General features: G+C 65.3%; 22 protein-coding genes. 16 read left to right on the top strand and 6 right to left on the bottom strand.

Going from position 1 to position 23436, the window contains the following annotated elements; all coding sequences use genetic code 11:
- Window positions 1–10: 10 nt before the first annotated feature.
- The 4 genes from paaI to AC5ZH6_RS22190 form a co-directional block, all read right to left on the bottom strand.
- Complete coding sequence (paaI, locus tag AC5ZH6_RS22205; protein WP_170320195.1) at window positions 11–382, bottom strand: hydroxyphenylacetyl-CoA thioesterase PaaI; 372 nt, start codon at window positions 380–382, stop codon at window positions 11–13.
- 44 nt (window positions 383–426) lie between these two features.
- A complete protein-coding gene (locus AC5ZH6_RS22200) occupies window positions 427–741 on the bottom strand; it encodes an EthD family reductase (protein WP_288336387.1) in 315 nt (104 codons plus the stop codon).
- A gap of 5 nt (window positions 742–746) precedes the next feature.
- Window positions 747–2786, bottom strand: coding sequence for a phenylacetic acid degradation bifunctional protein PaaZ (gene paaZ, locus AC5ZH6_RS22195; protein ID WP_288336388.1), 2040 nt, complete (start codon window positions 2784–2786; stop codon window positions 747–749).
- 80 nt (window positions 2787–2866) lie between these two features.
- Window positions 2867–3481, bottom strand: coding sequence for a TetR/AcrR family transcriptional regulator (locus tag AC5ZH6_RS22190; protein ID WP_014361429.1), 615 nt, complete (start codon window positions 3479–3481; stop codon window positions 2867–2869).
- Between the two features lie 114 nt (window positions 3482–3595).
- On the opposite strand from AC5ZH6_RS22190, the gene AC5ZH6_RS22185 reads away from it, so the two are divergent.
- The 16 genes from AC5ZH6_RS22185 (at window position 3596) to AC5ZH6_RS22110 (ending at window position 19950) form a co-directional block, all read left to right on the top strand.
- Entirely contained in the window at window positions 3596–4357 is a 762-nt protein-coding gene (locus tag AC5ZH6_RS22185; RefSeq protein ID WP_288336389.1) for an enoyl-CoA hydratase/isomerase family protein, read from the top strand.
- The gene (locus tag AC5ZH6_RS22180; protein WP_288336391.1) at window positions 4354–5232 is read left to right on the top strand and encodes a 3-hydroxyacyl-CoA dehydrogenase family protein; all 879 of its coding nucleotides are present in this window, start codon (window positions 4354–4356) and stop codon (window positions 5230–5232) included. Before AC5ZH6_RS22185 ends, AC5ZH6_RS22180 begins: the two co-directional genes overlap by 4 nt.
- Window positions 5229–6008, top strand: a complete 780-nt coding sequence (locus AC5ZH6_RS22175) for an enoyl-CoA hydratase-related protein (protein ID WP_288336393.1) — start codon at window positions 5229–5231, stop codon at window positions 6006–6008. Before AC5ZH6_RS22180 ends, AC5ZH6_RS22175 begins: the two co-directional genes overlap by 4 nt.
- 13 nt (window positions 6009–6021) lie before the next feature.
- The gene (gene paaA, locus AC5ZH6_RS22170) at window positions 6022–6972 is read left to right on the top strand and encodes a 1,2-phenylacetyl-CoA epoxidase subunit PaaA (protein WP_288336395.1); all 951 of its coding nucleotides are present in this window, start codon (window positions 6022–6024) and stop codon (window positions 6970–6972) included.
- On the top strand, window positions 6969–7262 hold the full coding sequence (paaB, locus tag AC5ZH6_RS22165) for a 1,2-phenylacetyl-CoA epoxidase subunit PaaB (protein WP_006369755.1): 294 nt from the start codon (window positions 6969–6971) through the stop codon (window positions 7260–7262). Before paaA ends, paaB begins: the two co-directional genes overlap by 4 nt.
- Before the next feature lie 12 nt (window positions 7263–7274).
- On the top strand, window positions 7275–8192 hold the full coding sequence (gene paaC, locus AC5ZH6_RS22160; RefSeq protein ID WP_288336398.1) for a 1,2-phenylacetyl-CoA epoxidase subunit PaaC: 918 nt from the start codon (window positions 7275–7277) through the stop codon (window positions 8190–8192).
- A 1-nt stretch (window position 8193) separates the two neighbouring features.
- Complete coding sequence (gene paaD / locus AC5ZH6_RS22155; RefSeq protein WP_288336400.1) at window positions 8194–8703, top strand: 1,2-phenylacetyl-CoA epoxidase subunit PaaD; 510 nt, start codon at window positions 8194–8196, stop codon at window positions 8701–8703.
- Between the two features lie 2 nt (window positions 8704–8705).
- Complete coding sequence (gene paaE, locus AC5ZH6_RS22150) at window positions 8706–9812, top strand: 1,2-phenylacetyl-CoA epoxidase subunit PaaE (protein WP_006369759.1); 1107 nt, start codon at window positions 8706–8708, stop codon at window positions 9810–9812.
- 32 nt (window positions 9813–9844) lie between these two features.
- Window positions 9845–11161, top strand: coding sequence for a phenylacetate--CoA ligase PaaK (gene paaK, locus AC5ZH6_RS22145; protein WP_288336403.1), 1317 nt, complete (start codon window positions 9845–9847; stop codon window positions 11159–11161).
- A gap of 4 nt (window positions 11162–11165) precedes the next feature.
- Window positions 11166–12128 carry an AraC-like ligand-binding domain-containing protein gene (locus tag AC5ZH6_RS22140; protein WP_288336405.1) on the top strand — a complete coding sequence of 321 codons (963 nt, stop codon included), beginning with the start codon at window positions 11166–11168 and terminating at the stop codon, window positions 12126–12128.
- 415 nt (window positions 12129–12543) lie between these two features.
- Entirely contained in the window at window positions 12544–13650 is a 1107-nt protein-coding gene (locus AC5ZH6_RS22135; RefSeq protein WP_211545477.1) for an IS110 family RNA-guided transposase, read from the top strand.
- A gap of 254 nt (window positions 13651–13904) precedes the next feature.
- A complete protein-coding gene (locus tag AC5ZH6_RS22130; RefSeq protein WP_211542297.1) occupies window positions 13905–14222 on the top strand; it encodes a transposase in 318 nt (105 codons plus the stop codon).
- The gene (locus AC5ZH6_RS22125; RefSeq protein WP_211542299.1) at window positions 14219–15112 is read left to right on the top strand and encodes an IS3 family transposase; all 894 of its coding nucleotides are present in this window, start codon (window positions 14219–14221) and stop codon (window positions 15110–15112) included. The genes AC5ZH6_RS22130 and AC5ZH6_RS22125 overlap by 4 nt, the downstream gene beginning before the upstream one ends.
- 236 nt (window positions 15113–15348) lie before the next feature.
- Window positions 15349–16455, top strand: a complete 1107-nt coding sequence (locus tag AC5ZH6_RS22120; protein ID WP_211545477.1) for an IS110 family RNA-guided transposase — start codon at window positions 15349–15351, stop codon at window positions 16453–16455.
- A gap of 498 nt (window positions 16456–16953) precedes the next feature.
- Window positions 16954–18060, top strand: a complete 1107-nt coding sequence (locus AC5ZH6_RS22115) for an IS110 family RNA-guided transposase (RefSeq protein ID WP_211545477.1) — start codon at window positions 16954–16956, stop codon at window positions 18058–18060.
- 153 nt (window positions 18061–18213) lie between these two features.
- On the top strand, window positions 18214–19950 hold the full coding sequence (locus AC5ZH6_RS22110) for a DUF222 domain-containing protein (protein WP_288337729.1): 1737 nt from the start codon (window positions 18214–18216) through the stop codon (window positions 19948–19950).
- A 1515-nt stretch (window positions 19951–21465) separates the two neighbouring features.
- Here AC5ZH6_RS22110 and AC5ZH6_RS22105 read toward each other — a convergent pair.
- Both AC5ZH6_RS22105 and AC5ZH6_RS22100 read right to left on the bottom strand, forming a co-directional pair.
- Window positions 21466–21930, bottom strand: coding sequence for a hypothetical protein (locus AC5ZH6_RS22105; RefSeq protein ID WP_496167826.1), 465 nt, complete (start codon window positions 21928–21930; stop codon window positions 21466–21468).
- 380 nt (window positions 21931–22310) lie between these two features.
- Window positions 22311–23423 carry an NDMA-dependent alcohol dehydrogenase gene (locus tag AC5ZH6_RS22100; protein WP_006369766.1) on the bottom strand — a complete coding sequence of 371 codons (1113 nt, stop codon included), beginning with the start codon at window positions 23421–23423 and terminating at the stop codon, window positions 22311–22313.
- Window positions 23424–23436: the final 13 nt, after the last annotated feature.

Genomic DNA, 23436 nt, shown 5'->3' with positions numbered 1-23436 from the left:
GGCGCGTGGCTCAGGGGCGGGCGATGGTGCGGCTGTCACCGCGGAATTCGGCGACCACCTGCTCACCGCTGGTGACGGTGACGTCGTAGATCCCGTTGCGCCCGAAGCCCGCGACCTCGCGGGCGTCGGCGACGAGCAGGTCACCGGCGTGGGTGGGACGTAGGAAGCGGATGTCGCAGCGGGCGGCAACCGCGGCGTCGTCACCGCTGTTGCAGGCGAGTGCGAACGCGGTGTCGGCGAGGAGGAACACGTAACCGCCGTGGGTGATGCCGTGGCCATTGACCATCTGTGCTCCGATGCGCATCGACATCCGCGCCCGCCCGGCACCGAGCTCGAGGAGCTCGATGCCGAGCGCGCGAGAGGCGTTGTCCTCGGCGAACATCCGCCGCGCGATCGCGTGGTCGGTGACCTCGTCGGGAACCGACGTCACGGACGCACCGAGGTCTCGGCGTGGGTGAACATGGTGACCCCACCGGTGGCGAAGTTGGGCACATCGCCTGCGGCGGCGGCCATCTCGGGAGACCCCAGTCCGGCCTTCAACGAGTCCTCGTCGGCGAAGTACAGGCTCGCCACGGAATAATACGGCGGCGCGGAGCCGTCCAGCGTCGACACCTTGGCATAGGTGTACTCGGTCAGGCCCGGGATCGCATTCGCGAGCGGGATGTGCACCCGCTCGTAGTAGTCGTCGAACGCGGCGGGGTCGGTGGGTTGTCCGTAGCAGACGGCAACGCGAACGGTCATGTCGATTACTCCTTTTCGGCTTTGGCGACGAGGGTGAGCACGTCGTAGGTAGCGACCGGGTCGTCGTTCTGATTGGTGACGACGGCATCCCAGCGCACCTCACCGTAATCGGCGCTCTGGCGCGGCGTGATCTGTTTGGCCGTCAACGTGACGGTGAGGCTGTCCTCGGCTTTGACCGGGGTGAGGAATCGCAATCCGTCGACACCGAAGTTGGCCAGCACCGGACCCGGTGCCGGATCGACGAACAGGCCCGCGGCCAGCGACACCACCAGGTATCCGTGGGCGACGATGCCGCCGAAGAGGGGGTTGGCCGCGGCAGCCTCCGGGTCGGTGTGTGCATAGAAGGTGTCGCCGGTGAATTCGGCGAAATGGTCGATGTCGGCGCGCGTCACCTGACGCGGCCCACCGACGATGGTGTCACCGATCTGCAACTGCGACAGATTCTTCCGGAACGGGTGCACGTCGGTGTGCACGCGGTCGGCGCCGCTGACCCAACGCCGTCCGATCGCGGTGAGGATGTTCGGTGTGCCCTGCACCGCGGTGCGCTGCATGTGGTGGAGCACGCCGCGGATGCCGCCGAGTTCCTCCCCGCCACCCGCGCGGCCGGGGCCGCCGTGCACCAGGACCGGCAGCGGTGAGCCGTGGCCGGTGGATTCGGCGGCATCCTCGGCGTTGAGCACCAGAATGCGACCGTGGTAGGCGGCGATGCCGCGCACGACGGTCGCCGCGACATCGGTATCGGCAGTCACCAATGAGGCGACCAGCGATCCACGGCCGCGGGCGGCGAGGGCGATGGCGTCGTCGGTGTCGCGGTAGCCGATGACCGTCGACACCGGACCGAAGGCCTCGATGTCGTGGATCTCCGGCGCCCAGCTGTCGTTGGCGCGCAACAGGATCGGCGAGAGAAATGCGCCTTTTGACCGCTCGGCGTCGACGAGCTCGACGTGGTCGGGGTCGCCGAAGACGATGTCGGCCGACTTGGTCAGTCCGCGAAGTGATTTCAGGACCTCGTCGCGCTGGTCGATGCTCGCGAGGGCGCCCATCCGGACGTCGGGGGCGGCGGGATTGCCGACGCGGATCGCGGCCAGTCTCGTCGACGCGGCCTCGACGACGGCGTCGACGAGCGGCTCGGGGACCAAAGCGCGCCGGATCGCGGTGCATTTCTGCCCGGCCTTGACGGTCATCTCGGTGACGAGTTGCCTTACGTACAGCTCGAATTCGGGATCGTCGACACCGATGTCGGCACCGAGGATCGATGCGTTGAGTGAGTCCGCCTCGGCGGTGAAGTGCAACCCGGATGCCACCACCGTCGGATGGGCGCGCAGCACGGCAGCGGTGTCGGCCGCGCCGGTGAACGCCACCGAATCCTGTCCGTCGAGATGGTCGAGCAGATCGCCCGCGCTTCCGCACAGTAGTTGCACCGATCCCTCGGGCAGGATGCCGCTCTCGACGATGCGGCGGACCACGAGTTCGGTGAGATAGGCAGTGGCACTGGCGGGTTTGACGATCGTGGGCACGCCGGCGATGAACGCCGGGGCCAGCTTCTCCAGGAAACCCCACACCGGGAAGTTGAAGGCATTGATCTGCACCGCAACCCCGCGTCGCGAGGTGTAGAGGTGCTGGCCGAGGAAGGTGCCCTTCTTGCCGAGCGGCTCGACCGGGCCGTCGAGATAGACGGTGTCGTTGGGCAATTCCCGTCGTGCCTTGCTCGCGTAACTCAGGACGGTCCCGAATCCGCCGTCGATGTCGACGGCGCTGTCGCGGTCGGTGGCGCCGGTCTTGCGGGAGAGTTCATAGAACTCGTCCTTGCCTGCCATGAGGGTGAGGCCCAGTTGTTTGAGCAACCCGGCCCGCTCGTGGAAGGTCAGCGAGGCCAGCGCCTCTCCGCCGACGGTGCGTGCATATTCGACCATCGCGGCGCGATCGACACCGGTCGCCGAGATCCGCGCCACCTCCGATCCGTCGACGGCGTCGAGCAACGGCGTGCCCTCGTCGGGCGCGGCGTACCAGCGTCCTTGTGTCCAGCTTTCCAACAATCGGCTCACAGCCCAGCTCCCTCTACCGTCCATTCGGTCGGTAATTACCATCGCCGGGACGTTGGTCCCGTGTCAAGGGGTGGCGGTGGTCAGCGCCGGCGGCGCAGTCCGTCGAACGTCATCGCGACCACGGCGTCGGCGAGTTCGTCGACGCTGACCCCGACACGTGGTCGGTACCACTCGATGAGCGAGTTGACCGTGCCGAACAGCAGCCGCGCCACCAGCGCCGGGTCGACCTCCGGCGAGACATCGCCCTCCTCGGCGGCGCCGATGACGAGGTTGCCGACGAACTCGTCGAACTCGCGTCGACGGGCCAGTGCCCGGCGCTCGACGACCGAGTTGCCACGTACCCGCAGCAGCAGCGTGACGTAGGGGAGTTCGGCGGCCAGGATCTCCACACTCCGTCTGACCAGGTATTCCAGCCGATCGATGTGCCGGCCCTCGGTCGTGCCGGCCTCGGTGGTGGCGGCAAAGAGTGCTCCGAGTGCACGCCCGAGAGCCAGCTCGAGGAGTTCCTGCTTGCCCGAGACGTGGTGATAGATCGACGACTTGCTGATCCCGAGCCGGTCGGCGAGCACATCCATGCTGGTGCCGTCGTACCCCTTCTCGTTGAACACCTTGACCGCGACCGCGAGCAGCGAGTCGAGGTCGTAACCGGGGCGCCCCGGGCGGCCGGTGCGCTTGGCCGGTTTCGCTGTGGTCATGGATCTCATGATGGCAAAGAGTCCGCGGAGTGGCGTCCGGGGTGGGCAAGGGGTTGCAACCGACCAAAAGGTCGGTTATTAATGGAAGGGTCCACAGTGTGAGGAGGGCCAATCATGGCCGGTGCGGTGACCACCGACACGCCACCCGTCGATCTCGACCACGTGGTGATCTCCGACGACGGTGATCGCTACCGGGTCACGCTGAACCGTCCGGAGCGTCGCAACGCGATCACCGGCGAGATGATCGCCGAACTGCACCGGGTGTGTGCGATCGTCGAGCGGGCGCCCAAACCGGTGCTGCTGTGCGGGGCCGGACGCAACTTCGCGGGCGGCGCCGACATCGCCCAGCTCGCCCGACGTACCCGCGACGATGCCCTGGCCGGGATCAATCGCACCCTGTTCGACCGGATCGCGGCGCTCGCGCTTCCCACTGTCGCCGTCGTCGAGGGTTACGCGCTCGGTGGTGGTGCCGAACTCGCCTATGCCTGCGACATCCGCATCGCCGCACCGGATGCGGTGTTCGGCAACCCGGAGCCCGCTCTGGGCATCCTCGCCGCGGCCGGCGCGAGCTACCGCCTCCCGCAACTCGTCGGCATCTCGGTCGCCAAACAGATCCTGCTCGCCGGCGCGCGACTCGACGCCGAGCAGGCATTCCGGCACGGCCTGGTCATGGAGGTCGCCGACGACCCGTTCGCCGCGGCCGAGACCGTCATCGATCGCATCGTCGCGCAGTCGGCGCTGGCGCTGCGCCTGTCGAAGACCGTCATCGACGCCCCCGGGCATCACCCGTGGGCCGACGACATCGCACAGGCCGTGCTCTTCGAAGGACCCGACAAGACCGACCGCATGGCCGCATTCCTGGAGAAGAAGTCATGAACAGCAGCACTTCTGGCGGCGATCTCCCGGCAACCGTCGGCGTCGTCGGTGGCGGACGGATGGGCGCGGGCATCGCGCAGGTCTTCGCCGAGCGCGGTGTCACGGTGACCATCGCGGACTCGCTCGACCAGGAGGGAGCCCGCAGTCGTGTCGCGACCGGTCTGCAACGCGCCGCGGACCGCGGCCAATTGGGGGGACGGGCACCCGACGAGGTTCTGACACGGGTGCACACCGTCGGTGAACCCCGCGCGTTGCCGACGGATCTCGGCCTTGTCGTGGAGGCGGTTCCCGAGAACGTCTCGCTCAAACTCGATGTTCTCGCGCAGGTCGCCGAGACGGTTGCCGCCACCACCGTCATCGCCTCCAATACGAGTTCCCTGTCGATCTCCGAACTCGGTGCGGCACTGCCCGACCCGTCACGATTCGTCGGCATGCACTTCTTCAATCCGGTGCCGGTCTCCGAACTCGTCGAGATCGTGCGGGCCGGCACCACCGCCCAGAGCACCGTCGACGCCGTCCGCGGGTGGGTCGACGCCCTCGGCAAGACGGCGATCGTCGTCAACGACTCCCCGGGATTCGCCACGAGCCGGCTCGGGGTCCACCTGGGTCTCGAAGCCATCCGGATGGTCGAAGAAGGCGTTGCCGACGCCGAATCCATCGACCGCGCCATGGAATTGGGCTATCGGCACCCGATGGGTCCGCTCCGGTCGACCGATCTCGTCGGGCTCGACGTGCGGTTGGCCGTCGCCGACCACCTCGCCGCGACCCTCGGGGTGAGGTTCGAACCGCCACAACTGCTGCGCGACAAGGTTGCCCGCGGTGAACTCGGTCGCAAGTCCGGCCGTGGCTTCTACGATTGGAAGGCTGACAGATGACAGTGACACTGGAGATCACCGACGGACTCGCCACCATCACGCTGGCGCGCCCGCGCGCCCACAACGCGCTCGACGTCGAGACCAAGACGGCACTGCGCCAGGCGATCGAGAAGGTCGCGGGTGATCGCACGGTGCGTGCGGTCCTGCTGGCGGCCGAGGGCAAGAACTTCTGCGTCGGACAGGATCTCGGCGATCACGTCGCCGAACTGAGGAAGTCGCCCGAGCATGCGATGGACACCGTCGCCGACCACTACAACCCGGTCATCCGGGCGCTCGCGGGCATCGAGGTGCCGGTGATCGCGGCCGTCCGCGGTGCCTGCGTCGGTGCGGGGCTCGGGATCGCGCTGACCGCCGACATCCGGATCGCCTCGCAGAACGCCACGTTCGCCACCGCATTCGCGGGCATCGGTCTGGCGAGTGACTCCGGCCTCTCGCATCATCTGGTCTCCATGCTCGGCAGTAGCCGCGCCACCGGACTGCTGATGCTCGGCGATCGCATCGACGCCGCGCAGGCCCTCGACTGGGGTCTGGTGCATCGCGTCGCCGACGATGCCGATATGGATTCCGCCGCAGTGGATCTGGCTCGGCGCCTCGCCGACGGACCCACCGAGGCGTTCCGCCGGATCAAGGGCCTCGTCGGGGCCGGCGCCGACGGCCTGAGCGCAGCGCTGGACCGTGAGTACGACGCACAACGTCACCTCGGGGCGACCGCCGACCACGCCGCCGCCGTCGAGGCATTCCTCGACAAGCGCACGCCCGAGTTCAGCGGTCGCTGAGAGAGCAGGAACGATGACCGACACGCAACTACAGCAATTCGAGCTTCAGCAGTCGTTCGACGCGACCATCGCCGCCGAGGCGCGCATCGAACCGCGTGACTGGATGCCCGAGGGCTACCGCAAGACGCTGATCCGGCAGATCGCCCAGCACGCGCATTCGGAGATCATCGGCATGCAGCCCGAGGGAAACTGGCTGACCAGGGCTCCGTCGTTGCGGCGCAAGGCGATATTGATGGCCAAGGTGCAGGACGAGGCCGGCCACGGCCTCTACCTGTACTCGGCCGCCGAGACACTGGGCGCCGATCGCGCCGACCTCACCGACAAACTCATCTCCGGGCGGCAGAAGTACTCCTCGATCTTCAACTACCCGACGCTGACCTACGCCGACGTCGGGACCATCGGGTGGCTGGTCGACGGCGCGGCCATCTGCAACCAGGTACCGTTGTGCCGCAGCTCTTTCGGACCGTACGCCCGGGCGATGATCCGCGTGTGCAAGGAGGAGTCCTTCCATCAGCGGCAGGGTTATGAGCTGCTCACCTCAATGATGGGTGGCACCGACGAGCAGCGCGCGATGGTCCAGGAATCCGTCGACCGGTTCTGGTGGCCGGCGCTGATGATGTTCGGTCCGCCCGATGACCGTTCGCCCAACAGCGAGCAGTCGATGGCGTGGGGTATCAAGCGGCACAGCAACGACGAGCTGCGCCAGAAGTTCGTCGACATGAGCGTCCCGCAGGCCGAGGCCCTCGGCGTGAGCTTCCCCGACCCGGATCTGGCGTGGAATGCCGAACGCGGACACTACGACTTCGGCGAACCCGACTGGAGTGAATTCACCGAGGTCGTCAAGGGCAACGGTGCGATGAACGTCGAACGGATCGCCGTCCGCCGCGCCGCACACGAGGACGGCGCCTGGGTGCGGGACGCGGCAACGGCTTTCGCCGCACGGGAACAGGAGAACCACCGATGAGTGACATCAAGGCGGAATGGCCGCTGTACGAGGTGTTCGTGCGCGGCAAGCGTGGGCTGAACCACGTGCACGTCGGGTCGCTGCACGCCGCCGACGACCAGATGGCCTTGCGGCATGCGCGCGACGTGTACACCCGCCGCAACGAGGGCGTCAGTATCTGGGTGGTGCGCTCGGCCGACATCGTCGCCACCAGTCCGTCGGAGAAGGACCCCTTCTTCGCCCCGAGCGGCGACAAGGTGTACCGGCATCCCACGTTCTACGACATCCCCGACAACGTCCCCCACATGTGAGAGGACGACGACATGACCGATCATGACAACGCCTACGAGGGCCTCGTCGACGAGGATTCGCACGGCCAGTGGGCCTTCGGCACCAGCTTCGACGATCCGCTCGCCGGCGTCGACACCACCGTCCCCGACGACGTCGACCACGCCGCGCTGGCCGCCTACTGCCTGATGCTCGGCGACGATGCGCTGATCAGTGCCCAGCGACTCGCCCAATGGTGCACCCACGCACCCGAACTCGAGGAAGAGGTGGCGCTGGCGAACATCGGACTCGACCTCCTCGGTGCGGCGCGGCTCCTGCTCGCCCGCGCCGCGGCCGCCGATCCGGCTGTGGTACCCCACATCTCCGAGACCACGCCGGTGCCCGCCGAAGACGCACTGGCCTTCTTCCGGGACGAGTCGTCGTTCCGCAACGTGCATCTCGTCGAGATCGCCAACGGCGACTTCGCGGTCTCGCTCGTCCGGCTGCTGGTGTTCTCGACCTGGCGACTGGCCCTGTTCGACAGACTGCGCACCTCACGGGATCCGGTGCTGGCCGCGGTCGCCGACAAGGGCGTCAAAGAGCTGACCTATCACCGTGATTACGCGGCCCGCTGGGTGGTCACCCTCGGGTGCGGCACCGCGGAGTCACGACGCCGCCTGCTCGACGCGCTGTCGCGGGTGTGGCCCTACGTCGACGAGCTGTTCGTCCCGACAGCCGAGGAGCTCGCACTCGCCGCCGTCGGTGTGGCGGTCGATCCCGCTTGCGTGCGAGACGAATTCGACGACATCGTGGGCCAGGTGTGTCACGCTGCCGAGGTCGAGATCCTCGACGGACCGCACATCGGGCGGGTCGGGGGCCGCGCCGGACGTGACGGTCTGCACACCGAGCACATGGGATTGCTGCTCGCCGAGATGCAGAGCGTGGCCCGTCGCCACCCCGAAGGGGTGTGGTGAGATGCGGACACTCGCAACCCGATCCGCGCGTGAGATCGTGGAATCGATTCTCGACCCGGAGATGCCGATGGTCACCCTCGCCGACCTCGGGATCATCCGCGAGGTCCGGCTCGACGATCCCGGCGCGGTGACCGTCACGATCACCCCGACCTACTCGGGCTGCCCGGCGATGGCCACGATTCGCGACGACATCACCGCCGCGTTGCAGCGTCACGGATTCGCCGACGTCACGATCCGAACCAGCCTCACTCCGGCGTGGAGCACCGACTGGATCACCGACAGGGGTCGCGCCAAGCTCGTCGAGGCCGGGTACTCGCCACCGGGTGCGGCACCGCTGCGGCGGTCCGGGCCGATCCCGCTGACGTTGACCGCACGCCCGCGCGAGGTGGCGTGCCCCCAGTGTGGTTCGACTCGTACGCAACTGATCTCGGAGTTCGGTGCCACCCTGTGCAAAGCCCACTACCAGTGTCTGGCGTGTGCCGAGCCGTTCGATCACGTCAAGGAGATCTGACCGTGACCTCAACCGTCGAGACCACCGCCGTTCCGGTCACCGGTCCGTCGCGCAACCGCGACTTCCACCGCCTGACCGTTGCCGACGTCGAATCCCTGTGTGACGACGCCGTCGCCGTCCGGTTCGACGTTCCGCCGGATCTGCGGGACACCTTCACCTTTCGGCCCGGACAGTCCCTCACGTTGCGGCGAACGGTCGACGGGACCGAACACCGGCGCACCTACTCGATCTGCGCGCCCGCGGGCGCTGCGCCGCGGGTGGGTGTTCGTGAGGTCAATGGGGGACTGTTCTCGAGCTGGCTCGTCCATCAGGTGCGTCCCGGCGATCGCATCGAGGTGCAGCCGCCATCGGGATCGTTTCAGGCGAACCCGGATTCGGGCGGGCGGCACCTGTTGATCGCGGCCGGCTCGGGCATCACCCCGATGCTGTCGATCGCTGCGTCGATGCTGGCGACTCCCGACGCCGAGGTGACGCTGATCTACGCCAACCGCAAGACCCGGTCGGTGATGTTCGCCGAGGACATCGCCGATCTCAAGGACGCCCACGGTCCGCGGTTCGACGTGATCCACGTGCTCTCCCGCGAGCCGCGCGAGGCCGAATTGTTCAGCGGGCGACTCGATCGTGATCGTCTCGAGGAGATCCTCACCACCGTCGTACCGACCGGCGACATGGACCACTTCTGGTTGTGCGGCCCGCTCGGCATGGTCGAGGCGGCCGAGGAGGTGCTCCTGGCCCGTGACATCGCCAGGGACCGTATCCACCACGAACTCTTCTACGTCGAGGCAACGCCGCCGCCACCGGATCGGCATCGGGAGCCGGGGATCTCGGGGCCCACCAGCGAGGTGACCATCGTCCTCGACGGACGTTCGGTTGCCGGTTCGCTCTCTCGGGACGAGAGCATCCTCGACGCGGGGGAGAACCTGCGCTCGGACCTGCCGTTCGCCTGCAAGGGCGGGGTGTGCGGAACCTGCCGCGCCAAGATCACCTGTGGGGAGGTCGACATGCGACGCAACTATGCCCTCGAGGAGTCCGAGGTGGCCGCCGGATTCGTCCTCACCTGTCAGTCCTATCCCGTAACCGAGTCCGTGACCGTCGATTTCGACGCCTGACACCGTCCTCCCTCTCACGCCTGGAGTCCACCATGACCAGCACCCTCCCCAGCGCCGCCGGCGGCTCGGAGACCGTCGACATCGAATACGCGAGTCGCGACCGGATCGCCGATCTGCAGCTCTCGCGTCTCAAGTGGTCGTTGCACCACGCCTACGACAACGTCGCGCATTACCGGAAGGCCTTCGACGAGAAGGGGGTTCATCCGAGCGATCTGAAGGAACTGTCGGATCTGTCGTTGTTCCCGTTCACGGCGAAAGCCGATCTGCGCGACAACTATCCGTTCGGGATGTTCGCGGTACCGCAGGAGCAGGTGTCGCGGATTCACGCCTCGTCGGGAACGACGGGCCGTCCCACCGTCGTCGGTTACACCGCGAACGATCTGAACAACTGGGCCGATCTGGTGGCCCGCAGCCTGCGGGCGGCCGGGGTTCGGTCGTCGGACAAGGTCCACGTCGCCTACGGCTACGGTCTGTTCACCGGTGGGCTGGGCGCACACTACGGCGCAGAGCGTCTGGGCTGCACGGTGATCCCGATGTCCGGCGGCATGACCGATCGCCAGATCCAGCTGATCGAGGACTTCGCCCCCGACGCCATCATGGTCACGCCGTCGTACATGCTGACCATCGTCGATGCGATGATCGCCAAGGGGATCGATCCGTCGTCGACCTCGTTGCGCGTCGGTGTCTTCGGTGCCGAGCCGTGGACCGAGCAGATGCGGCGTGAACTCGAGACCCAGGTGAGGATGGATGCCGTCGACATCTACGGACTGTCCGAGGTGATGGGACCCGGTGTCGCGCAGGAGTGCGTGGAAACCAAAGACGGACTGCACATCTGGGAGGACCACTTCTATCCCGAGATCGTCGACCCGATGACCGGTGAGGTACTGCCGGACGGGGAGGAGGGGGAACTCGTCTTCACCTCTCTGACCAAGGAGGCGATGCCGATCATCCGGTACCGCACCCGCGATCTGACGCGACTGCTGCCGGGCACCGCGCGTTCGGTGCGACGAATGCAGAAGGTGACCGGACGATGCGACGACATGATCATCCTGCGCGGGGTCAATCTGTTCCCGACGCAGATCGAGGAACTGATCCTCAGCGTGCCGGCACTCGCGCCTCAATTCCAGTGCGTCCTCGAACGTCCCGGCCGCATGGACAATCTGACCGTGCGCGTCGAATACCGTCCCGACGCACCGGGTTCGGACTGGCAGCCTGCTGCCGATTCGCTGAGAAAGGCCATCAAGAATCGGATCGGGGTTACCGTGGACGTCGAGATCGCCGAGCCCGGGACCCTGCAACGATCGACCGGCAAGGCGAAACGATTGGTCGACAACCGCCCCAAGGATTGATGTCATGAGCACCGCCGCCTCACACGATCTGGAGTTCGACGTGTGGCGGGAGGCGATCTCGAGTGCCTTCGTGCCGTTGGACGCCGCGCCGCTCGTCGGCGCGCCCACGGCATTCAGCGGTGGCCTCGCCAGCCGGGAACTCGGGGACCTCCAACTGTCGGAGGTACTCGGGGAGTCGGCGTGGGTGCGCCGGACCGCGTCGACGATCCGGCGGGCCGACCCCGGCGTGATCAAGGTGGCGCTGCAGGTGTCGGGGCATTCGACGGTGTCACAGGCCGGGCGGGAGGCCGAACTCGGACCCGGGGACCTGGCCGTCTACGACACGAGCCGACGTTACGAGCTGGCCTTGGCCGACTCGTTCGACATCCTGGTCGCCGTCATCCCGCGGGAGACGTTGCGTATCAATGACTCCGAACTCGACGACGGTGTGGCGCGCACCATTACCTCATGCACCGGTGTGGGCGCTCTGCTACGTCCGATGCTCTGCGCGCTGCGGGAACAATCGCTGGGCGAGGAGTCGATGGCGCCTCAGGGAATGCGCGCACAGTCCCTCGTGACCGATGCCGTGGCCGACCTCGTCAGCGCCTGCCTGCGCGCCGCGGTGCCCGACACCGGCATCGGTGCCGGGGACACTGTGCTGATGTCGGCGCGGACGTACATCGAAGGGCACCTCGGTGACCCGTTCCTGACACCGGCAGCCGTTGCGGCTCGTCATCATGTGTCGTTGCGCTATCTGCAGAAGCTCTTCGCGCAGGACGACGACACCGTCGCCGGATTCATCCGCCGGCTGCGACTGGAGCGATGCCGCCGCGACCTGGCCGACCCGTTGCAGATCCACCGCAGCGTCGGAGCGATCTGTGCCGCCAACGGTCTCGTCGAGGCCGCCCACTTCTCCCGGATCTTCAAGAGCGCCTACGGCATGAGCCCGCGTCAATATCGCGACTCCCACCTGCCCGCCGCCGGCTGATCCCGTACCCCGCCGGAGTCCCTGATCCCGCTGGTCGCGGTGACGAGAGGAACTCGGCGTCCTCTGATCCCGCTGGTCGCGGTGACGATAGGAACTCGGCGTCCCTTTGCCCGGTGGTCGAGGTGCGACGAGCGCAGCGAGGAGCCTCGAGACTATGAGAATTAGGGGTGCAGCCGTATTAGGTTGTGGGTGATGGACCGGGGTGTGGCCCTCCTCGAGACTGACTTCGTGTCCTGAACGGGACTTGTCCGCTCTGGTTCATCGGTCCCGGCCCGGGTGTGCGGGTTGCTTGATAGGAGCTTGACCTGATGACGTAGCCGCGTCATCTGTGTCCCGTCAATAGTCGTGCCTGCCGCTCTCCCGGGCCGGAACCACTGTTGGTTCCCTACTGGAATGGAGAGAACACGTGACTAGTGTGACGGATTTGCGGGAGCTGGTCGAGGTGGTGATCGGCGTTGACACTCATGTGCATGAGCATGCTGCTGCGGCGGTGGATGCGCGTACGGGTGCGGTGTTGGGTCAGGTGCGGGTGAGCGCGGATGTTCATGGGTTCGCGCGGTTGGTGGTGTTTGCCGATAGGTATTCTCCGGCGCGGTTTTGGGCGGTGGAGGGGACCTCGTCGCACGGGGCGGGGTTGTGTCGGTATTTGCTGGGTGATGATTTGGTGGAGAACGTGATTGAGCTTGATCGGCCGGAGCGGATGAAGCGTCGTCATGGTGCTAAGAGTGATGAGATTGATGCGGTGCGGGCGGCGCGGGAGGCGTTGGCGCGCCCGCAGTTGGGGGTGCCGCGTAGTGGGGCGCGGCGGGATCGGCTGGCGGCGTTGTTGGCGGTGCGGGCGTCGGCGGTGCAGGGTGCTGCTGATGGGGCTCGGCAGTTGTTTGGGTTGACGGTGTCGGCGCCGCAGGTGTTGCGGGATCGGGTGCGGGTCGAGTCGTCGACGGCGGCGATGGTTGATCGGGCGGCGGTGTTGCGGATCAGTAAGTCCTGGGATGCGGATACGGCGGCGATGGCGCGGGTGTTGCGCAGGTTGGCCAAGCGGGTCCAGTCGTTGGAGGCCGAGGCTGCGGAGTTGGAGAAGCAGATCAAGGCGGTGGTGAAGTCGTGGAAGCCGGCGTTGTTGGATGTGCACGGGGTGGGTCCGATTGTGGCGGCGACGGTGTTGTGTGCGTGGTCGCATCCGGGTCGGATTCGTAGTCGTGGGGCGTTTGCGATGTTGGCTGGGGCTGCTCCGATCCCGGCCAGTAGTGGTGAGGTCACGCGGTATCGGCTCAACAGGTCGGGGGATCGTCGGTTGAATTGGGCGTTGCATCACATCGTGTTGGTGCGGATGCAGCATGATCCTCGGACGAAAAGGTATGTGCAGAAATGGCAGTCGGAGTCGAACGGGCGGAAGAAGAAGAGTAAGCGCGAGATTCGGCGTTGCTTGAAAACCTACGTCGCACGTGAGCTTTACGGTCTCCTCGAATACGGCGACAACACTCCCTCGAACGGGGGTGAAACCCCAGCTCACGCAGCATAAATACCCGCTCTTGACAAGACATAGGAGCGTCCCCTTGTGCTGCTGCTGGTTCCTGACCCGGCGTGTTTTTGTCGGTGTCCCTTTGCCCGGTGGTCGAGGTGTGACGAGCGCAGCGAGGAGCCTCGAGACTATGAGAATTAGGGGTGCAGCCGTATTAGGTTGTGGGTGATGGACCGGGGTGTGGCCTGAACCTCCCCAGTTTGAGTGGACACCTGAGATAGCGGGACGAAGGGTCCTGCTGGAAGGATGTCTACATGTCCAGGACGCGTCGGTCGTTTACGCCTGAGTTCAAGGCGGAGGCTGCTCGTCGGGTGATTGACGGGGGCCGGCCGGTCACCGAGGTCGCGCGTGAACTCAACGTGCATGAGAACTTGTTGGGCAAATGGGTGCGCGCTGAACGGATGCGCGATGGTGTCGCCGACGAGGTGCGCAACGCCCCACCGGATCGGGACTTGTCAGCTGGTGAGCGCGCGGAGTTGACTCGGTTACGTGCGGAGCTCGCCGAGAAGGATCGCGATCTGGCGTTCCTGAAAAAAGTATCGGCGTACTTTGCGGCGCAGCAACATCGGTGAGCAAGTTCGAGCTCATTGCCGCGGAGTGCGCCGACCACGACATCACGAAACTCACGGAACTGCTGGGTGTTTCACGATCCGGATTCTACTCGTGGGTGGATCGGCAACGACGTAGGGAGCTGACACCTCGCCAGCAGCGCCGCCGGGATCTGGAGGTGAAGATCCTCGCCCATTGGCAGGCATCCACGCGTACCTACGGTTCGCCGCGGATCACCGCCGATCTGCATGCCGAGGGCGTCGCGGTCTCGGAGAACACCGTCGCCAAGATCATGGCCGAGATGGGTATCGAGGGCATCAGCCCACGCACCTTCAAGGTCAAGACCACCGAGGTCGATCCGACGGCGACCTTCCCACCGGACCGGGTCGGGCGAGCGTTCGACCAGGGTGGCATCGACCTGGTCTGGACCTCTGATATCACCTACCTGACCTGCGGTGAGGGCGAGGCATACCTTTGTGCGATCCGCGACGAGCACTCGCGTCGGGTGCTGGGCTGGTCGCTGGCCGATCACATGCGCACCGAGCTGGTCGAGGCGGCCGTGGACGCTGCTGTGTTCACCCGTGGCGGGTCGGTGGCCGGCACCATCCTGCACAGCGACAGGGGCAGTCAGTACACCAGCCGCGACATGGCCGCCGCATGCGGCAAGCATGGCTTGCGGCGCTCGATGGGCGCGACAGGGATCTGCTGGGACAACGCCGGCGCCGAATCACTGTGGTCGACCGTCAAGCACGAATACTACAAGCGGCACGCGTTCACCACGTACGCGAATCTCACTGCAGGACTTGACAATTACATCAGATTCTACAATCATGACAGGAGGCACAGCTCGTTGGGGATGATCTCGCCTATCGACTTCGAGATCACGTCACTGACAAGTCAGCGATCAAGCTAACCGTGTCCACTTTTTCGGGGGAGCCCCAGCCCTCCTCGAGACTGACTTCGTGTCCTGAACGGGACTTGTCCGCTCTGGTTCATCGGTCCCGGCCCGGGTGTGCGGGTTGCTTGATAGGAGCTTGACCTGATGACGTAGCCGCGTCATCTGTGTCCCGTCAATAGTCGTGCCTGCCGCTCTCCCGGGCCGGAACCACTGTTGGTTCCCTACTGGAATGGAGAGAACACGTGACTAGTGTGACGGATTTGCGGGAGCTGGTCGAGGTGGTGATCGGCGTTGACACTCATGTGCATGAGCATGCTGCTGCGGCGGTGGATGCGCGTACGGGTGCGGTGTTGGGTCAGGTGCGGGTGAGCGCGGATGTTCATGGGTTCGCGCGGTTGGTGGTGTTTGCCGATAGGTATTCTCCGGCGCGGTTTTGGGCGGTGGAGGGGACCTCGTCGCACGGGGCGGGGTTGTGTCGGTATTTGCTGGGTGATGATTTGGTGGAGAACGTGATTGAGCTTGATCGGCCGGAGCGGATGAAGCGTCGTCATGGTGCTAAGAGTGATGAGATTGATGCGGTGCGGGCGGCGCGGGAGGCGTTGGCGCGCCCGCAGTTGGGGGTGCCGCGTAGTGGGGCGCGGCGGGATCGGCTGGCGGCGTTGTTGGCGGTGCGGGCGTCGGCGGTGCAGGGTGCTGCTGATGGGGCTCGGCAGTTGTTTGGGTTGACGGTGTCGGCGCCGCAGGTGTTGCGGGATCGGGTGCGGGTCGAGTCGTCGACGGCGGCGATGGTTGATCGGGCGGCGGTGTTGCGGATCAGTAAGTCCTGGGATGCGGATACGGCGGCGATGGCGCGGGTGTTGCGCAGGTTGGCCAAGCGGGTCCAGTCGTTGGAGGCCGAGGCTGCGGAGTTGGAGAAGCAGATCAAGGCGGTGGTGAAGTCGTGGAAGCCGGCGTTGTTGGATGTGCACGGGGTGGGTCCGATTGTGGCGGCGACGGTGTTGTGTGCGTGGTCGCATCCGGGTCGGATTCGTAGTCGTGGGGCGTTTGCGATGTTGGCTGGGGCTGCTCCGATCCCGGCCAGTAGTGGTGAGGTCACGCGGTATCGGCTCAACAGGTCGGGGGATCGTCGGTTGAATTGGGCGTTGCATCACATCGTGTTGGTGCGGATGCAGCATGATCCTCGGACGAAAAGGTATGTGCAGAAATGGCAGTCGGAGTCGAACGGGCGGAAGAAGAAGAGTAAGCGCGAGATTCGGCGTTGCTTGAAAACCTACGTCGCACGTGAGCTTTACGGTCTCCTCGAATACGGCGACAACACTCCCTCGAACGGGGGTGAAACCCCAGCTCACGCAGCATAAATACCCGCTCTTGACAAGACATAGGAGCGTCCCCTTGTGCTGGTGCTGGTTCCTGACCCGGCGTGTTTTGTCGGTGGCTGTCGTTAGGGTGTGGCGAGGTGTCCCTGATCCTGCTGGTCGCGGTGACGATACGAACTCGGTGTCCTCTGATCCCGCTGGTCGCGGTGACGATAGGAACTCGGTGTCCCCTTGCCCGGTGGTCGAGGTGCGACGAGCGCAGCGAGGAGCCTCGAGACTATGAGAATTAGGGGTGCAGCCGTATTAGGTTGTGGGTGATGGACCGGGGTGTGGCCCTCCTCGAGACTGACTTCGTGTCCTGAACGGGACTTGTCCGCTCTGGTTCATCGGTCCCGGCCCGGGTGTGCGGGTTGCTTGATAGGAGCTTGACCTGATGACGTAGCCGCGTCATCTGTGTCCCGTCAATAGTCGTGCCTGCCGCTCTCCCGGGCCGGAACCACTGTTGGTTCCCTACTGGAATGGAGAGAACACGTGACTAGTGTGACGGATTTGCGGGAGCTGGTCGAGGTGGTGATCGGCGTTGACACTCATGTGCATGAGCATGCTGCTGCGGCGGTGGATGCGCGTACGGGTGCGGTGTTGGGTCAGGTGCGGGTGAGCGCGGATGTTCATGGGTTCGCGCGGTTGGTGGTGTTTGCCGATAGGTATTCTCCGGCGCGGTTTTGGGCGGTGGAGGGGACCTCGTCGCACGGGGCGGGGTTGTGTCGGTATTTGCTGGGTGATGATTTGGTGGAGAACGTGATTGAGCTTGATCGGCCGGAGCGGATGAAGCGTCGTCATGGTGCTAAGAGTGATGAGATTGATGCGGTGCGGGCGGCGCGGGAGGCGTTGGCGCGCCCGCAGTTGGGGGTGCCGCGTAGTGGGGCGCGGCGGGATCGGCTGGCGGCGTTGTTGGCGGTGCGGGCGTCGGCGGTGCAGGGTGCTGCTGATGGGGCTCGGCAGTTGTTTGGGTTGACGGTGTCGGCGCCGCAGGTGTTGCGGGATCGGGTGCGGGTCGAGTCGTCGACGGCGGCGATGGTTGATCGGGCGGCGGTGTTGCGGATCAGTAAGTCCTGGGATGCGGATACGGCGGCGATGGCGCGGGTGTTGCGCAGGTTGGCCAAGCGGGTCCAGTCGTTGGAGGCCGAGGCTGCGGAGTTGGAGAAGCAGATCAAGGCGGTGGTGAAGTCGTGGAAGCCGGCGTTGTTGGATGTGCACGGGGTGGGTCCGATTGTGGCGGCGACGGTGTTGTGTGCGTGGTCGCATCCGGGTCGGATTCGTAGTCGTGGGGCGTTTGCGATGTTGGCTGGGGCTGCTCCGATCCCGGCCAGTAGTGGTGAGGTCACGCGGTATCGGCTCAACAGGTCGGGGGATCGTCGGTTGAATTGGGCGTTGCATCACATCGTGTTGGTGCGGATGCAGCATGATCCTCGGACGAAAAGGTATGTGCAGAAATGGCAGTCGGAGTCGAACGGGCGGAAGAAGAAGAGTAAGCGCGAGATTCGGCGTTGCTTGAAAACCTACGTCGCACGTGAGCTTTACGGTCTCCTCGAATACGGCGACAACACTCCCTCGAACGGGGGTGAAACCCCAGCTCACGCAGCATAAATACCCGCTCTTGACAAGACATAGGAGCGTCCGATTGTGCCGGTGCTGGTTCCTGAGCCGGCGTGTTTTGTCGGTGGTCATCGTTAGGGTGTGGGTAGTGGTAATGATCGGCGAGTTCGTGTTCATGGCATCGTGCGGCGGGAGGGGGTGGTGATGACCGGAGAGCGTGTGTCGACGGCGGGGTTGTGGTCGTCGCCGTCAGTGTGGCCGGTGTTGTTGGAGCCGATCCTCGCCGGCATCCCTGACAGTTCCGATATACCCAACAGTTCCGATATCCCTGTCACGGCCGACGTACCCCTTGCCGATGGTGCCCGCGACGAAGCTGTCAACGAGTCGTTGTGCGCGATGATCGATTTGGAGCGCGGCAAGTCGTATCTGGCGTATGAGATGTATGGGCAGGCGTGGCGGGTTGCGCAGAGTGTGCGGCGTGTTGAGTCGTCGGGCACCGATCATTCGTGGTTGTTGTGTGACGAGCATGCGCAGGTCGCGGCGCGGTTTGCGCATTGTCTGTCGTTGTCGCAGCGGGCTGCCGAGGAGTTGTTGTCGCACGCGATCGCGTTGCATACCCGGTTACCGAAGGTGTTGTTCTCGTTGCGTGACGGGCAGATCTCGGCGGATCTGGTGAAGGTGGTCATCTCGCATACCGAGTTGGTGGATGGCCGCGAGATCGCTGCTGATGTCGATGCGGAGATCGCCGTCGAACTCGGGGTGCATCGTGGTGCGTGGTCGCGGTGGTCGGTGGCGACGATGGTGGATCGGATTGTGTTCCGTCACGATCGGGATGCGGTGCGGGAGCGTCGGCGTCGGGCCACTGATGGTCGGGAGATGACTGCTCGTCCGACGCGTGACGGGATGGGCCGGTTGTCGGTGACGATGTCGGCCGAGGACATGGCGGTCGCGGTGGCGGGGGTGCGGCGGCTTGCTGATGCGGTGTGTCCAGGGGATGGGCGGACGGTCGCGCTGCGGTGTTCGGATGCGTGTTTCGCGTTGTTGTCGGGGACGGTGTTCGAATGTCGTTGTGGAAGTGCGGAGTGCACGGCGGTGATCCCGGAGCCGGGTACGGTGCCGCCGATGACCGGTGCGGCGATCGTGCATGTGATCGCGGACGCTTCGACGGTCGCCGCGGCGACGGCCACGCCTGCTGATGAGGTCGCGACCCCTGACGAAGGACGCGTGTCGGCGGGGTTCCTGATCGGGCATGGGGTGATTGCCGATACCCAGGTTGCCGAGATCGTGACCCGCCCCGGGACGGTGGTGCGGCCGGTCGTGCCCGCGGGGACCGTGGAGAACGGGGATGGCTCGTTCACGGTGCCGGCGTATCAGCCGTCTGATCCGCATCGTCCGTCGTCGGCGTTGGACACGTTTGTGCGGGTGCGTGATGGTGTCGGGGTGAATCCGGGGGATGCGACGCCGTCGTTTGCTGCTGACGTCGAGCATGTCGAGGAGTTCGATCACGACAATCCTGCGGCTGGTGGGCAGACCAGCCCGGACAATCTGAACATCAAGTCGCGGTTCTTCCATCTACTCAAGACGTTTGGTACCGGATGGCTCGATATGCAGTATCGCGATGGTGCGGGCCGGTTGCGGACCGAGTTCGTGATCCCGGAGGGTTTGGTGGTGCCGGGGAAACCGGAGAATCTGGAAGTCTTGTTCCCCGGGTTGCGGCAGGTGCGGTTCACACCGCCGCGGGCGCGGCAGAGGCCGGCCGGTGGTGAGGACGAGGGTGATCCGGAGAAACCGGGCCCGCGGATACTGCAAGCACCCCGTCGTTCGATGACGCGGGTGGCGGCCAAACATGCCCGTCGCCGTGCCGAGCGGGAACGCAACCGTCGCCGCCGCGAGAACGGCACCTCCGACATCCACGCACGCATCCACGGACTGGACCAGTAGTAGGGCGAAAGGACGATTTCCCTCGGACAGACGACAGCGATTCGGGCCCGCAGTGATTGTTCGCGAGGCAAAATTCTGAGGTGGTCGAATCTCTCCCGATCACGTGAACGCATAGTCAGGAGTGCCGATGAAACGTCGTCCTGCAGCGGCCATGTGCCTGATCGGATGTGCGATCCTTCTTGTCGGTTGTGCAGCCACAGAGCATTCGGCCACCGAATCGTCCTCGCGCAGTAGTGCAGTACGATCGAGCGACTCTGTGGCCGCACCGAGCCAGACGGCCCACTATGGCGCGTTGGAGATCGCCATCACCGGTGTCGACGAGGAACTACTCGCCCCTAGCGTCGGCAATGGGGCTGCGGTTCCAGGCGCCGTGTTCACCTTTCACGTGAAGAACACCGGTGCCGATGTCGTTTCGCAGTGGGCAACGCCGGCCCTGACTTATGGGGCAGAAGGGGTTCCAGCGCCGACAGCTATGCCCTATGCAGGGCAGGGAGATGACTCGATCGGCCAGGAGCTCAATGGGGGAGTAGTGGCGCCCGGCGCCACCCAAACCGTGCGGGAAGGTTTCTCGGTGAGAGTGGACCAATTGACGAACGCTACGGTCGTGATCGGGACGGCTGTCTGGCGCGGGGACTTCACGAAGCTTGCCGGCCCGTCGTCGCAGACCGACCAGGCGACTCCCACGACTGTCCCGACCACCGAGGTCACCGAGCCAACGCCGGCCCAGACGACCGATACCCCTGCGCCGCAGTGTAACGACGGAGCCGTCATTCCCGGTGGTAACGGAAGTTACTCGACCTGCCAAGGGGGTCAATGGGTCAGTGTGCAGCCGACTTATGACCCGAACTCCGGCGACGGGTACGGACCCAACCAACCGTTACCGCCGTTGTGTGTTCGCTTCCCAGACCAATATCAGTGTCCGAGTTGAGGATCGCGGCATATGGCATTCCACGAGAAGTCACCGTCCGGTCGTCGCAACGGACTTCTGTGGGCGCTCTCGGTGCTGGCGTTCGTACTCGTCGCTGTCCTATGTGTCGCGATCGCATACATGGTTGCCAAGCACGATCCGAAAGCTGACGCGGATCGCGCTGTCACGTCGACGGTCACCGTCACGCCATCGACCAGACCTCCGATATCAACCCCTGCTCCGTCTCCGACTGTCACTCAACCGATCCCCGTGCCCCCCCGTTACCGAGACGACGACGGCACAGCCGACGGGGTCAGCGGTGGTCCTGGGTGGATCGTGCCTGGAATCTGAAGCCTCGACGTTCGGTACAGCCGCCGACGGAACCAGCTTGGTGTGCACCTACCTGGGCGCCGGCGGTGGCTATCAGTGGGTTCGACACGCGCAGACCGATGGCGAGATTCACAACGTTGGTGATCCGTGCGATTCGAGCGGTCCACCCGTCTCCGAGACTCCGGACGGTAAGGCGATCATGTGTGTGTCCGACGGGACGATCACCTCGTGGCAGTACGGTCCGTAGTGAAAGATGTGACCGGCGTACCTGGCTCACGTCAGGGGAGGACGTTCTCGAGACTTCCCCATGCTCCAGAGCCCGGACCCGTGGGGTTCGTGGGGTTCGATGGGCCGCCAACCACGAATGCCTTGTGGTAGTTCGTATCATCTCCGGCGAAGTCGCCGTCTGCGGTATACGGGGTGCATTGAATCAACAGGACGTATGGCCCGGCGTCGAGGTCAACGGTCTTGGTTCTGGTTCCGAAGATCTCCGGCTGCTGCTGCGCCACCCCGCGGAACCGGTCCGTATCGGCGAGCGTTGTGCTGTAGGACAGTAGATCCCTGGGGCCAGTCCACGCGGTGCTTGTGATGTCAGCGGGCGTACCGTGAGCGATCAGCGGTCCCGTGCATGCCATCAGCGGTGGCGCGGTCAACGTGATCGTCGCGGTCTCGGCGGTCGTGGACACGCTGACAAAGGTCGCCTCGGTACCGGGCGCCGGAGTTGCGGCCGCTGCTGGTCCCACCGCTACTGCACCCAATACTCCCACGCCAATGGCAGTCAGTCCTATGTGCTTGGGCAGTGTCATCTCGTACCTTCCGTTGTCCATTTCGTCCCGATTTGACTAGTCACGACTGTAGGTCTGAGGGCCTGAGCGACCATCATCTATTCGGACCAATTTGGGGGATTTGGACTGTTCGGACGAATCTCGACGAGGCTGTCGCCAGCAGCACTGACGGTCGAGCCACACAAGTATGTTCAGGCGGCCATCAACGTTCCGTCAGGCGTACAGGGTGGCGGTAGTCTCGAGTCGACCGTGCCCTGTCCCATGAAAACCGCTGCCCGAGTTGGCAAACGCGGGTGGTACACCCACCGCGTCTGCCAACTCGGGCAGCGTTCGCAACGTCAGTACATGATCACCCCGCGCACGTTCTCGGCGCGGCGCATCGCGGCGTAGCCGTCGTTGACCTGGTCGAGAGTGTATGTGCGCGTGATCATCTCGTCGAGCTTGAGGCGCCCCTCCATGTACAGACGTAGCAGGTGGGGGATGTCGAAGCGGATGTTGGCGTTGCCGAACCATGCGCCCTTGAACGTCTTGCGCATCGCGGTGAGGTCGAACAGGCTCATCGTGACATCTGTGGCGGTCAGGTCACCTACCGAGACCTGCACGCACACACCACCCTTGGCGACCAGGCTCATCGCCGGTGCCACCAGGGCGCCCTGTGCGACGTCGACGGTGATGAGCACCTTGTCGGCCAGCTGACCCCAAGTGATCTCCTGTAGGAGTTCCTGTGCCTCCTCGATGCTCGCGACCGCGTGCGTGGCGCCGAAGATCTTGGCCTGATCCCGCTTGAACGGCGACGGATCGACGAGCACGACGTGCCGAGCACCCGCCAGCGCGGCACCCTGCACCGCACCGCAGCCGACACCGCCCATACCCAACACGACGACGGTCTCACCGGCGGAAACGCCGGCCGCGTAGACCGACGAGCCCCAACCGGTGGTCACACCGCACCCGACGAGCGCGGCCTTGTCAAGCGGGATGTCCTTGGTGAGTTTGACGCACGACGCCTCGTTGACCACGGTCACCGGTGCGAAGGTGCCGAGCAGGCACATCAGACCCGCATCCTGGCCGTTGACGTGATGGCGGGAAGTTCCGTCGGAGAGCTGCACGCCGGCAAGCAGATTGGCGCCGAGATCACAGATGCTCGACATCCCCTTGGCGCACGACGGGCACCGCCCGCAGGCCGGGATGAAACCGAGGGCCACGTGGTCGCCGACCTCGACGGACTTCACACCCGGGCCGATCTCGGTCACCACACCGGCGCCCTCGTGGCCGCCGATGTACGGATACATCCCCACGGGCACGCTGCCGTCGCGGACGTGCTCGTCGGAATGGCACATCCCCGACGCCGCCAGCTCGACCTTCACCTCGCCGTACTTCGGCGCGTCGAGCTCGAGTTCCTCGATCTGCCAATCCTGACCGGGCTCCCACAGAACTGCTGCTTGTGTCTTCATGATCGATCCTTGT

This window comes from Gordonia sp. YC-XJ4, assembly GCF_059511865.1.
The sequence above is the reverse complement of the archived record's forward strand: the minus strand, read 5'-3'. Positions and strand labels throughout refer to the sequence as shown.